Source organism: Nakamurella sp. GG22 (assembly GCF_052976845.2).
The window spans coordinates 36,526-48,925 of record NZ_JBRIIO020000015.1; the positions used below are offsets into that span (position 1 = coordinate 36,526).

Below are 12,400 nucleotides of genomic sequence, written 5' to 3' on the forward strand. Positions count from 1 at the left end.
CGCGAGAGGTCAGTCGGCCTTGCCGCTGGACAGCCCGCTCGAGATCAGGTTCAGCACGTTGCTGTCCTGCAGGGTCGTGGCGTCACCCACGGCGCGGTTCTCGGCGATGTCGCGGAGCAGTCGGCGCATGATCTTGCCCGACCTCGTCTTGGGCAGTTCAGGGACGACCAGGATGCGCTTGGGCTTGGCGATGGGGCCGATCTCCTTGGCGACGTGGGCCTTGAGTTCCGCCACCAGCGTGTCGGTGTCCTTGGCCGAACCCCGAAGGATCACGAAGGCGACGATGCCCTGTCCGGTCATGTCGTCGTTGGCGCCCACGACCGCGGCCTCGGCGACCGACGGGTGCGACACCAGTGCGGACTCCACCTCCGTGGTCGAGATGCGGTGGCCGGAAATGTTCATCACGTCATCGACCCGGCCCAGCAGCCACAATGCGCCGTCGGTGTCGTACTTCGCGCCGTCACCGGCGAAGTAGTAACCCTGTGCGGCGAACCGGGACCAGTAGGTGTCCTTGTACCGCTCGTCGTCACCGTAGATCGTCCGCAGCATGCCGGGCCACGGCTTGTCGATGACCAGGTATCCGCCCTCGCCCTTGCCGACCGGGACGCCTTCGTCGTTGACGACCTTGGCGCTGATGCCGGGCAGCGGGACCATGGCCGATCCGGGCTTGCAGGCCGTGACGCCAGGCAGCGGGGAGATCATGATGCCGCCGGTCTCGGTCTGCCACCAGGTGTCGACGATCGGGCAGTTGTTGTGCCCGACGTTCTCCCGGTACCACATCCAGGCCTCGGGGTTGATCGGCTCTCCGACCGAACCGAGGACCCGCAGCGAGCCGAGGTCGTACTTGCCCGGGATCTCCGCACCCCACTTCATGAAGGTGCGGATCAGGGTGGGTGCGGTGTAGTAGATGGAGACCTTGTACTTGTCGATGATCTCCCAGTGCCGGCCCTCGTGCGGGCTGTTCGGGGTGCCTTCGTAGATCACCTCGGTCGCCCGGTTGGCCAGCGGCCCGTAGACGATGTAGGAGTGGCCGGTCACCCAGCCGATATCCGCTGTGCACCAATAGACGTCACTACCCGGCTTGTAGTCGAAGACCGCGTTGTGGGTATAGGCGGCCTGCGTGAGGTATCCGCCCGACGTGTGCAGGATGCCCTTCGGCTTTCCGGTGGTGCCGGAGGTGTAGAGGATGAAAAGGGGCTGCTCGGCAGGGAAGGCCTCCGGCGTGTGCTGATCGGACTGGCCCTCGACCAATTCGTCCCACCAGACGTCCTTGGCGTTCCATTCGACCTCGAAGCCGGTTCGCCTGACCACCAGCACGTTCTCGACGCTGGTGTCCGGGCCGGAGATGGCCTCGTCGACCGCCGCCTTGAGAGATACCGCGGTGCCGCGTCGGTACTGGCCGTCGGCGGTGATCACCAGCCGGGCCTGGGCGTCGCCGATCCGCGAGCGCAGCGCCTCGGCCGAGAAGCCGGCGAAGACGACGCCGTGGGCCAGGCCCAGCCGGGCGCAGGCGAGCATCGCGAAGACTGCCTCCGGGATCATCGGGAGGTAGATGGCCACCCGATCGCCGGTCTTGAGCCCGAGGGAGATCAGTGCGTTGGCGGTCTTCGAGACCTCGCGCTGCAGCTCCGCATATGTGATGGTGCGCGAGTCGCCGGGTTCGCCCTCCCAGTGGATCGCGACGGTGTCCCCGTAGCCGTCCTCGACGTGCCGATCGACGCAGTTGTAGGAGACGTTGAGCGTCCCGTCGGCGAACCACTTGGCGTGCGGGGTGTTCGACCAGTCGAGCACCGTGCTGAACGGCGTCGCCCACGACAGTCGATTCGCCTGCTCGGCCCAGAAGCCCTCGAAGTCGTCTTCGGCCTGCTTGTAGGCCTCGGCGGTCACGTTGGCCTGTGCAGCGAACTCCGTCGAGGGCGGGAAGGTGCGTGCCTCGGTGCCGAGGTTGTCCAATGCGATGGACGCTGTGGCCGGGGTGGGATCGGACGTAGTAGCGGGACCACTCACAGTGTTTCTCCTTGGTGACGGCGGTGTCAGTGTCGGGTGGAGAAGTGCTTTTCGATGATTCGAGGCGCTGATGGCTGCCCTGATCGGACTGTCCTGTCGGACTGTGCAGTGCCGGCTGCGGGGCCTCCCGCTACCTCCTCCCGGGACAAAGCCGACGGGTCGCCACCAGCGGTGTAGTGGGTGGAAGGTATCGCTGGCTGCGATTTCCCGCCACGCTTCGTTAGTTGGGCATCGGTCAACGGCGGGGAAACTGCGGTGGGCGGCCTCTGCCGCCGCTCGCCGTCACCGGCTCCACTGACATCCCGCGTGACGTCGGGGGCCACCGCTGCGGCACGTATCGTGCTGCGGTGACCCTCACCCCGTCGGCCGCCCCCTGGGAGGGCTGGCGCTCGCCCCCCGAAGTGGCTGCCGCGGTGGAAGAGGTCAGAGGGTCCATCACCGCGCTCCGGCGGCACCCGGCCAACCGCACGGGCTGGCCGAAGACCGCGGCGGTCGCATCGATGCGCGCGGCGAGGGCATCGGCCGCGCTGGACGGTGCGCCGCTCGCTCTCGATGCCGGCACGGAGATCGTCACGGACCCCGTCGTGGCCGGCTCGTTGCGCGTGGCGGCCGCGCTCGGATCGATGGCGTCTGTCTGGACCCGCTCGCCACTTCAGGTGCTGGCCCGGCTGCACACTCTTGCCGCCGCCGACCTGGCGTCCCCGGAAGACCTGGGGCGCCCCCGGTCCGACGGCGTGGGACTCGCCCCCGCGCTGAGCGGGCTGGCCGGCGTGGCGATCTCGTCACCCTGGCCCGCGCCGGTTCAGGTGGCGATGATCCACGGTCGGCTGCTGACGCTGCAGCCGTTCGAACACGCCAACGGGGTTGTTGCCAGGGCTGCCGCGAGGCTCACCGTGGTGGCCGGAGGACTCGATCCCGCGGGGCTCGGCGTGCCGGAGGTGGCCTTTCTCCGCCATCGGACCTCCTACGAGGCGGCAGCCTCGGCGTTCGCCGCCGGGAACCCGGATTTCGTCACCCGGTGGGTGCTGGCTGTGTGCGGCTGGCTGGTTGCAGGCGCGCGCGAGGGTCAGTCGATCGCCGATGCAGCTGTATGAATTGGCGGGTGCGCCGATTGGAAGCGATTCCACGGGCTAAATACCATTCGGTTTGGTCGGTTCCGTCGGGTTTGACCGGTCGGACGGTGTGTCGGTCGCCGCTGGTCGGGAGAGGAGGAGACGCCCGGGCGTCGGGCCCGAGTCGGAGATCCATACCACTGCATACAGTGAGCAGAGGTTACGGATTGTCCGAATGTCCCAGACCTGGCGCGTGGCATGTGATTAGTCTGACCGGGTGATTTTGTCCTCGCACCGTGCCGGGCGTCGTCGCACCGACGGATTACGACCATCCATGTTCGGGGTCGCCGGAATGGTGTCGGGTCCGGCCCGCGAAGGTTTCGACGTAATGCCATGAAAGATATTTCGCCGGCAAATACTTGTTGCGAGCGCACTGCCATCGAGGCCACTCGACAGCTGGCGCGGTCACAGTCCCGGCGGGCGGAGAACACGCCCCTAGGTCGCCGCGGATGAGCCCGGGCGGAATGCCCGGACCGCAGACGTGAAAGACGGCGCCTCACCGGAGTGAGACGCCGTCTGCGCAGGCTGACCAGCTACCAAGCTTCACCACGACTCGTCGTGACGGGCTCCGCGACCTTCGTCGGTAACCCTGACGACGTACCTCCCGCGGCTTATAGCGGTGAGTGGGTACCGGGGCCAACGCGGGGAGCTCCGATGGGGGTAGGCGGTGTTTCTCTTCCACACCGTCTCTGGCCGATCGGGGGTCCCTGACATAGTGATACGCCGCGACGGCCCCGCGGGCAACAGCAGAACGGCCGCCAATTTGCCGGGACCGATTCAGATGCACCCGAATGAGGTAGAAGCGGATCGAAGCTGAAGATCTTTGCAACCTGTCCCCGTCTTTAGGTGACGAACCCATGACCTCAGGTCTACAGTGAACTTGTCGGTTTCCACCCCCCCGGGAGCCGACCACTAGGTTCAGCTCAACCCCCCGGAGCTGAACCCCGCGGCCCCCGCCCTCCCCCCTGGCGGGGGCCGCCCCTATTCCCCGACTTGTCGTCGTGGGCGCGGCCTCCAGATCGCTAGAAAACGTTTGTGACGGTTGACGTGCCCTGCCTCTCCATGCGGCTACATGGACGTCTCCGCGGTGTCGCCCTCGGCGTCAATGGCCAGGGGACGCCCACATCCGGACTGACCCCGGGTAGCTGCGCACATGCCGGCTTCTCTCCACAATCCCGCAGCCGACCGGCGGCCGGCCCGGTCATCGGTGCTCGACTGTTCGTGCGGCCGGATCCGATCCGGGAGAGGCCGGGACGGGACGGGCTTCGTGGACGATCGAGCACTGTTGATCACGGCCGACGATGCACTGCTGGGCGACCTGCAGCGGATTGCAGCGGCCGCCGGTGTCGAGGTGGAGCACAGCGCGGACGCCTCTGAGCGGGCCCGGTGGATATCCGCGCCCGTTGTGCTGCTCGACGCCGCCCAGCTGTGGGGCGCCGTGCAGGCGGGCCTCCCGCGGCGGTCCGGCGTCGTGGTGGTCGTGGTCGGCGAACCGCCCGACCAGATGTGGGAGCTGTGCGTCAGGCTCGGCGTCGAGCGGACCGTGGCGTTCGGCGGCGCCGCCTCCGAGCAGCTCCTGATCGAGCTGCTGTCCGATGCCCTCGCCGGCGGATCCGGTCGTGGACGGTGTCTGGTGGTGCTCGGGGCGTGCGGCGGAGCCGGCGCGTCGGTGTTCGCGGCAGCGCTCGCGCTGGCGGCGGCACGCACCGGCGCCGACAGCCTGCTCGTCGATGCCGACCCGTGGGGAGCAGGCTCGGATGTGCTGCTCGGTATCGAAGGCGCACCGGGACTGCGCTGGGCTGACCTCGCCGCGGCCTCCGGTCGCCTGCCCGCGGACGCGTTGCAACGCGCGTTGCCGTCGGTGGGTGCGGGACGGGGTCGGGTTGCCGTGCTGTCGTTCGGTCGAACCCCACCGGCCACCATCGAGTCGTCCACGATGGACGCGGTCCTCGCCTCCGGCAGGCGGGTGGGACGGACCACCGTCGTGGACCTGCCGCGGCATCCCGGTCCGGCGGCCGATCGTGCCCTGGAGCGCGCCGACCTCGCCGTTGTGGTGACGCCGGCGGACGTGCGGGGTTGCTGGGCCGCGGAACGGGTCCGCACCAGAATCCTGGAGGTCGGTTGTCGGGCAGGCGTTGTCGTGCGAGGTCCGTCACCGGGAGGTCTCGGGGCAGGTGATCTCGCCGGTGTCCTGCAGTTGCCGCTGCTGGCCAGGATGCGTGCGGACCCGGCTCTCCCGCGGGACCTCGAGATCGGTTTGGCGCTGGTTGCCGGTCCGGGTCGGCCACTGTCGAGGGCGGCGGGGCGGGTCCTCGCCGCGGTGGACCGATCGTCATGACGGGCGGCGACAGCGCGGCTCGTTCCAGGTTCCCCGATGGCGGGGCCGCGGTTCGGAGGGCCGCCGCTGTCACGCGTACGGCCGTGACAGCTCCCCATCCCATGGTTCCGGCGGGAACGGTGCTCCCCGAGGACGTGATCCAGCGGGTCCAGCGGCGGCTCGTCGACGAGGGTGCGGACCCGAACCCGACGGCGCTCGCCAGAGCACTGCGGGCGGAGTCAGCGGTGCTGCTGACCGACGCGGAAATGCTGCACCAGATACGGCTGCTGCAGCGTGAGCTCGTCGGCGCGGGCCCGCTGTCCGACTTGCTCGCCGACCCGGCGACCACCGACGTGGTGGTCAACGCGCCCGGCGATGTGCGGGTGGACCGTGGGTCCGGCTGGCAGTTGACGGGAGTGACGTTTCCCGATGAGGCCGCGGTGCAGCGGCTCGCCCGCCGGCTTGCGACCGCCGCCGGCCGTCGGCTCGACGACGCCCACCCGCACGTCGATGCCCGACTGGCCGACGGCACCCGGCTGCATGCGGTCCTCGCGCCGGTGGCGGCCTCCGGCACCTGCCTGTCGCTGAGGGTGCTGCGCCCGGTGCGGCACGATCTCGATGCGCTCCGGGACAGCGGCACCCTGCCCGGGGTCACGCATCCGACCTTGTGTGCGGTGCTGCGCGCCGCCCTGTCCTTCGTCGTCTCCGGCGGCACAGGTTCCGGAAAGACCACCCTGCTGTCGGCTCTGCTCGCCGCCGTTCCCGTCGACGAGCGGATCGTCACGGTGGAGGACGCCGAGGAGCTCCGGCCGCCGCATGCGCACGTCATCCGGCTGGTCGCGCGTCAGGCCAACGTCGAAGGGGCGGGCGTGATCTCGGTGCGGGACCTGGTCCGGCAGGCGCTCCGGATGCGGCCCGACCGGATCGTGGTGGGGGAGGTCCGGGGAGCCGAAGTCGTCGATCTCCTCGCCGCATTGAACACCGGCCACGACGGCAGCGCGGGCACCCTGCACGCGAATGCAGCGGCGGACGTGCCGGCCCGTTTCGAGGCGTTGGCCTCGCTCGGTGGCATCGGGCGGGACGCCGTTCATGCGCAGCTGGCCGGCGCGGTTCGCGTCGTCATGCACATTCGACGCGAGGGGCAGGGACGGGTGCTGCACGAGATCGCCGTCCTGCGCAGGGATTCCAGCGGCTTCGTCGCGGCGGAGCCGGCAATTGTGGCGGGCCGGCCGGATGGGCCGGGGGCCGCCGTCCTCGCCGGGTGGTTGGCCGATCGTGGCGAACCTGTTCCATGGTGATCGCCCTGCTGATCGCTGCGGCAGCCGTCATCTGGCCGACCACGGTGCCGTCCGTGCTGCGTGCGGCCGGTCGGCGACCGGGACGGTACTTCGGCCGACGCGACGCAGGCCGACGCGATGCGGGCCGACGCGATGCGGGCCGACGCGATTCCCGCCGACTGATGACCGGGCGGGCGGCGGTCGGTGGCGCGATGGTGCCCGTTGCCGCCGTGCTGCTGCTCCGCTGGGGCGCCGCAGTTGCCATTGCTGGAGCGGTGCTCGCCGCAACCGGGTGGGCGCTGTCGCGACGACTCCGGGCCGGTAGCTACCGACGAGTGGCGCTGGAGCAGATCGTGGCGGCGCTTCGGATGCTCGCTCGGGAACTGCATGCAGGCGCGGATCCGGCGCTCGCGGCGCAGAACACCGCCGCCGCCGCGACCGGCGAGGGTGCTCTGGTGGTGGCCGATCTGGTCCGGGCGATCGGGACCGGTGATCGTCCGTCAGCAGGGCCGCGGGTGCTCTCGAACCGGCTGCCTGGCCGTGGGGCGCCGCCGCAGAGCCGGTCGGACGCGGTCACACCCGCGCGGAGTCGTCGAACCGCAGCTCTGGAACCTCGGCGGCGTGCGACGGCCAGACTCCGCAGCGGCTGGATGCTCACCCGGCGGCACGGGATCGCCTTCACCCCACTGATCGATGCACTCGCCGCCGAGCTCGCCGAGCAACTGGTCGCGGACTCGCAGCGAGCTGGGGAGGTCGCCGGGCCGAGGATGTCCGGCTATGTCATGGCCGTGCTGCCGCTCCTGGGGTTGCTGCTCGGAGCGGGGATGGGCGCCGACCCCGTCGAGGTGCTGCTGCGCAGCCACCTGGGGAACGTGCTGCTCCTGGTGGGTACCGCCCTGACCTGCGGTGGCCTGCTGTGGTCCGCCCGCATCGTCGCCCGGTGACGCCGATCGAACCTCGAGCGCCCGCGGGAGGTGGGCACTGATGCAGGTGACCGGAACGATCACGGCGATGCTGGTGGCCTCAGCCGCTCTGCTCGCCGTGCCGCCGCCCGTCCGGCTGCCCCCGCGCAACGACGGCCCGCCGCTGCCTTCACCCGCTCCGCGGAGCAGGAGGGCGGCGACGGTCGGACTGCTCACCGGCACCGGCATCGTTCTGCTCGATCCCGATCTGTGGTGGCTGGCCCTGATCGTCGCTGCCGTCACGGTCATCGGCGTGCTGCGGCGGAGTGCGGGACCCCCGGCGGCCACGCGGACGGCGGACCGCCAGCTGATCGCCACCTACTGCGAGTTGCTGGCGTCGTGCCTGGACGCCGGAATGGCGGTCGCCGGTGCGCTCGGGGCCGTCTCGGAGGCGCTGGCCGCCTTCGACCCGTCGGCGGGATCGATACCTGGCGGCGCGGGATCCGTCCTCGACGCGGCGGGTACCGGTTTCGGTTCCGGAGATGCCGGTCCGGTGCGCCGGCGGGACGGACCGATCGATCTGCTCGACTCCGTCGCGGCGATGCTCCGGCTGGGCGCCGACCCGTCCACCGCCTGGCGGGCCGCGGAAACGAGCGAGGACCTCGCTCCGATCGCCGCGGCCGCGCGCCGTTCCGCCACCGGAGGTGGTGCGCTCGCACAGGCCGTGCGGGAGCACGCCGCCCAGCTCCGGCAGCAGACGGCGGCGGCGGATCTGCGGTCCGCGGGTCGGGCGGGGGTCCTGATGACGGCACCACTCGGTGTGTGCTTCCTGCCTGCATTCCTCTGTCTCGGGTTGGCGCCGGTCGTCGTCGGGTTGTTGGGACAGCTCGACATGTTCTGACCACGCCGCATTCGGCCGCGGACTGACCGCCAGTGTTTGTTCACATGGCCCTGTTCCATCCACACCGGTTCGCTGCGCCTGGATCGGTCGGTGCTGCCGGCGGAAGCTCAGGGAGCGGTCGACAACCGGTCGGCCACGAGGGGAGTGGTTGTGGTGCAACGTATCTCTGCTGTGTTCAACGTGCGCGGACGGGACGGGCAGGCGCGGATCGACGGAGGTAGCGTGCCGCTGCTCGCCCTCGTCGCGCCGGCGTGCGGGTGCGCGACCGTGGATGCGCGTGCGGGGCTCTCGGGAGCCGCGGAGTCGGGTGGCACGGTGTGCTGCGAGGGGGCGGAACACCGCTACGCAGCGCAAGGTCCCTTCGAGAGCGACGCGGGCATGAGCACCGTCGAGTACGCGGTCGGCACCGTCGTCGCCGCCGCGTTCGCCGCCGTTCTGTACAAGATCGTCACCGGTGACTCGGTGGTCGCCGGCCTGACCGATCTCATCAATTCGGCGTTGTCGACGACGTTCTGAGGCGGACACCATGCCGGGGAGACGATGTCGTTGCCGCCGGGGAACTCCGGGACGGCGCGAATCCTGTTCTGTCCCGGCACCTCCCCGTACAGCACTCACAGAACGGCGAGCACGGACAGCACCTTCAACACCGCGAGCACAGCCAGCTCGGTCAGCGTTGCCACCACGGGACGACCCGGATCACCCGCAGCGGATCGACCGCGAGGCCGGCGGGGTGACGGTCGAAGCGGCCATCGCCCTGGCGGTTCTCGCGCTCGTGCTCGTCACCTGTCTGGCCGGGCTGGCCTGCATGATCGCCCAGATCCGATGTGCCGATGCCGCCCGGGAAGCAGCCCGGCTGGCGGGCCGCGGCGACGACAGCGGTGCGTCGGGCGCCGTTGCGCAGATCGCTCCGCAAGGCGCGGTGCTCGACCTGAGCGCGCAGGACGAATGGGTGGTCGCGACTGTCTCCGTCCGGCCCGTCGGCGGCCTGCTCCCCGGAGTGACGATCTCGGCGTCCGCAACGGCCGCCCGCGAACAGGGGTGAGGAGATGAGCTGCGGTGCAGGCGTTCTGCAACCGGAATCCACGGTCAGGGCCGGTGATCGCGGAGTAGCCACCGTGTACGCATGCCTGGGGTGCGTCCTGCTGCTGATCGTCACCGGCCTGGCAGCGCAGCTGGGGGCGGCGTCGTTGGCAAGGCAGCGAGCGGAGTCGGCCGCGGACCTGGCCGCCCTCGCTGGTGCCGCGAGGGTGTTGCGCGGCCCCGACGCAGCGTGCGCGACGGCCATGGATGTCGCCTCGGCCAACGGCTTGGCCCTGCAATCCTGTTCGGTCGTCGGTGCGGACGTGCTCGTCATCGTGAATGCAGAGATCCGGGCCGGCCCGCTGTCCGGGACCGCGACGGCGCGAGCGCGGGCCGGCCCGGCCGCCGCGACCATTTCGGAGCAGGGGTGACGTGGCGGACAGCGGCCGCCGGATCGCGTGTCAGTAGTCAGGCAGCGCCGAGCGCCGCGGTGACCAGCTCGAGGACGGTGACGGCAGCGGCCTTGTCCAGCGGGTGGTTCCCGTTGCCACACTTGGGCGACTGCACGCAGGACGGGCATCCCGCCTCGCATGCGCAGTCCGCCACCGCATCCCGGACCGCGCCGAGCCAGTCCGCGAGCACGCCGTAGCCGCGGTCGGCGAAACCCGCGCCACCCGGGTAGCCGTCGTAGACGATGACCGTCGGTTCGCCGGTGTCCGGGTGGAGCGCCGTCGACAACCCGCCAATGTCCCACCGGTCGCAGCCGGCGAACAGCGGCAGCAGTCCGATAGCCGCATGCTCGGCGGCGTGCAGCGCCCCCGGTACCCGGCCCTCCGGGATGCCGGCGGCGAGCAGGGCGTCGAGGCCGATCGTGTACCAGACGGCCCGGGTGTGCAGAGTGTGCTGAGGCATGTCCAGCCCGATGACGTCCAGCAGTTCGCCGTTGGGCCGCCGCCGGAGGTAGCCGATCACCTGCTCTGTCACCTCGACCGGGCCGACGCCGACCGTCACGTCACCGGGCAGTCCGCGCTGCCGCTGCAACTCGCCCATCGTCACGGTCGAGTGGGATCGGGCGATCGTCGACCAGTCCGGGCGTTCACGCCGGACCAGCGCCACACCGTGGTGCAGGTCGAGGTCCTGCACCACGTAGCTGTCGCCGCGGTGCAGGTGCACCGCCCCGGTGTGGACGGCGGACGGCGCGCGGTGCAGGTCCACCGTGCCGAGCAGCCGGGCGGTGTCCTCGTCGACGATCGCGACCTGCCCGCCGCCGCCACCGCGAAGATCCACGCCGTCGGCGGGGTGACCCGGCTCGGCCCAGAAGTAGCCGGTCGGCCGCCTGCGCAGCACCCTGCGGGCGACCAGGTCGTCCAGCAGCGGTTTGATGTCCGGTCCGCCGAACAGCTCGACGTCGTCAGCGGTCAGGTGCCGCTCCGCAGCCGCGCAGGCCAGGTGTGGCCCGAGGATGTATGGATTGGTGGGGTCGGTGACGGCAGCCTCCACCGGGTGCCCGAAAACTCTGTCCGGGTGGTGCACCAGGTAGGTGTCCAGCGGGTCGTCGCGGGCGACGAACACCACCAGCGCGCGGCGTCCGGAATCGGCCCGGCGGCCCGCCCTCCCGGCCTGTTGCCAGACCGACGCCAGCGTTCCCGGGTAACCGGCGAGCACCGCGGCGTCCAGACCCGCAATGTCGACGCCGAGTTCGAGCGCGTTGGTGGAAGCCACGCCCATCAGCTCCCCGCAGCCCAGCGCGCGTTCGAGTTCGCGCCGCTCCTCCGGTAGGTAGCCGCCGCGGTAGGCGGCCACCGTGTCGACCAGTTCCGGTGCGACGTCGGCCAGCCGCCGCTGCGCCGACAGCGCGGCCTGCTCGGCGCCGTGCCGGGAACGGACGAAGGTGAGCGTGCGAGCCCCGGCGGCGACAAGGTCGGCCATCATCCTGGAGGCCTCGGCCGGCGCCGACCGGCGTACCGGCGCGCCGTCCTGGCCCTCGGACCCGGGAACGATCCCCGGTTCCCACAGCACGAAGTCGGCTCCCGCCCGCGGGGCCCCGTCGTCGGTCACGGCCACCACCGGACGGCCGATCAACCGGCCGGCCGCCACCTCCGGGTCCGCCGACGTGGCCGAGGCCAGCACGAACACCGGATCGGACCCGTACATCCGGGCGAGCCGGGTGAGTCGCCGCAGCACCAGCGCGACGTGCGACCCGAAGACCCCGCGGTACGCGTGGCACTCGTCGACGACCACGTACCGGAGCCTGCGCAGCACCCTGGCCCACCGGGCATGCCCGGGCAGTATCCCGCGGTGCAGCATGTCCGGGTTGGTCAGCACCCAGTTAGCGTGCGACCGCGCCCAGTCGCGGTCGGCCATCGGGGTGTCGCCGTCGTAGGCGGCTGCCCGCAGCGCCGGCAACCCGAGCGATTCGAGGGCCTGGAGCTGGTCGGCCGCCAGCGCCTTGGTCGGGGCGAGGTAGAGCACGGAGGCGCGGTGATCGGCGGTGAGTGCCGCCAGCGCGGGCAGTTGGTAGGCCAATGACTTCCCGGATGCCGTGCCGGTGGCCAGCACCACGTCGACGCCCGACCTCGCCAGCTCGGCCGCCGCCGCCTGGTGCGACCATGGCGTCGCGATTCCCTTGGCGCAGAACGATTCACGGACGTCGGCGGGTACCCACGACGGCCAGGGCGCGCTCCGACCAGCCCGAGGGGCGATTTGCTCCACATGGGTGATACATGGTGTGACGGTGCTCACTGTATCGGTGCTACACCGGTTCAGCAGGTCCACGAAGCCGCCAGGATTCGCCCACGGCTCCGGTGAAGTCACCAGGTCATTCTCCCGCCACCCACCGACATACAGTCCATCCGGCGCGTCGC

At 70.7% G+C, this 12,400-nt stretch carries 10 protein-coding genes; 8 read left to right on the plus strand and 2 right to left on the minus strand.

Annotation, left to right across the window (positions count from 1 at the left end; translation table 11 throughout):
* Nucleotides 1-9: 9 nt before the first annotated feature.
* The gene (gene acs / locus ACVBEQ_RS15880; protein ID WP_447154284.1) at nucleotides 10-2,007 is read right to left on the minus strand and encodes an acetate--CoA ligase; all 1,998 of its coding nucleotides are present in this window, start codon (nucleotides 2,005-2,007) and stop codon (nucleotides 10-12) included.
* A gap of 347 nt (nucleotides 2,008-2,354) precedes the next feature.
* Here acs and ACVBEQ_RS15885 point away from each other — a divergent pair, with 347 nt between their 5' ends.
* From ACVBEQ_RS15885 to ACVBEQ_RS15920, 8 genes are all read left to right on the plus strand, one after another.
* The gene (locus ACVBEQ_RS15885; protein WP_447154285.1) at nucleotides 2,355-3,101 is read left to right on the plus strand and encodes a Fic family protein; all 747 of its coding nucleotides are present in this window, start codon (nucleotides 2,355-2,357) and stop codon (nucleotides 3,099-3,101) included.
* Between the two features lie 1,285 nt (nucleotides 3,102-4,386).
* A complete protein-coding gene (gene ssd / locus ACVBEQ_RS15890; RefSeq protein ID WP_447154286.1) occupies nucleotides 4,387-5,457 on the plus strand; it encodes a septum site-determining protein Ssd in 1,071 nt (356 codons plus the stop codon).
* A 101-nt stretch (nucleotides 5,458-5,558) separates the two neighbouring features.
* Complete coding sequence (locus ACVBEQ_RS15895; RefSeq protein WP_447154367.1) at nucleotides 5,559-6,734, plus strand: TadA family conjugal transfer-associated ATPase; 1,176 nt, start codon at nucleotides 5,559-5,561, stop codon at nucleotides 6,732-6,734.
* Complete coding sequence (locus ACVBEQ_RS15900) at nucleotides 6,728-7,657, plus strand: type II secretion system F family protein (protein WP_447154287.1); 930 nt, start codon at nucleotides 6,728-6,730, stop codon at nucleotides 7,655-7,657. The genes ACVBEQ_RS15895 and ACVBEQ_RS15900 overlap by 7 nt, the downstream gene beginning before the upstream one ends.
* A gap of 40 nt (nucleotides 7,658-7,697) precedes the next feature.
* Nucleotides 7,698-8,516, plus strand: a complete 819-nt coding sequence (locus tag ACVBEQ_RS15905) for a type II secretion system F family protein (RefSeq protein ID WP_447154288.1) — start codon at nucleotides 7,698-7,700, stop codon at nucleotides 8,514-8,516.
* Between the two features lie 315 nt (nucleotides 8,517-8,831).
* On the plus strand, nucleotides 8,832-9,032 hold the full coding sequence (locus tag ACVBEQ_RS15910; protein WP_447154368.1) for a DUF4244 domain-containing protein: 201 nt from the start codon (nucleotides 8,832-8,834) through the stop codon (nucleotides 9,030-9,032).
* Between the two features lie 157 nt (nucleotides 9,033-9,189).
* The gene (locus tag ACVBEQ_RS15915) at nucleotides 9,190-9,558 is read left to right on the plus strand and encodes a TadE family type IV pilus minor pilin (protein WP_447154289.1); all 369 of its coding nucleotides are present in this window, start codon (nucleotides 9,190-9,192) and stop codon (nucleotides 9,556-9,558) included.
* A 4-nt stretch (nucleotides 9,559-9,562) separates the two neighbouring features.
* On the plus strand, nucleotides 9,563-9,967 hold the full coding sequence (locus ACVBEQ_RS15920; protein ID WP_447154290.1) for an Rv3654c family TadE-like protein: 405 nt from the start codon (nucleotides 9,563-9,565) through the stop codon (nucleotides 9,965-9,967).
* Between the two features lie 37 nt (nucleotides 9,968-10,004).
* Here ACVBEQ_RS15920 and ACVBEQ_RS15925 read toward each other — a convergent pair whose 3' ends face one another.
* Entirely contained in the window at nucleotides 10,005-12,278 is a 2,274-nt protein-coding gene (locus ACVBEQ_RS15925; RefSeq protein ID WP_447154291.1) for a DEAD/DEAH box helicase, read from the minus strand.
* Nucleotides 12,279-12,400: the final 122 nt, after the last annotated feature.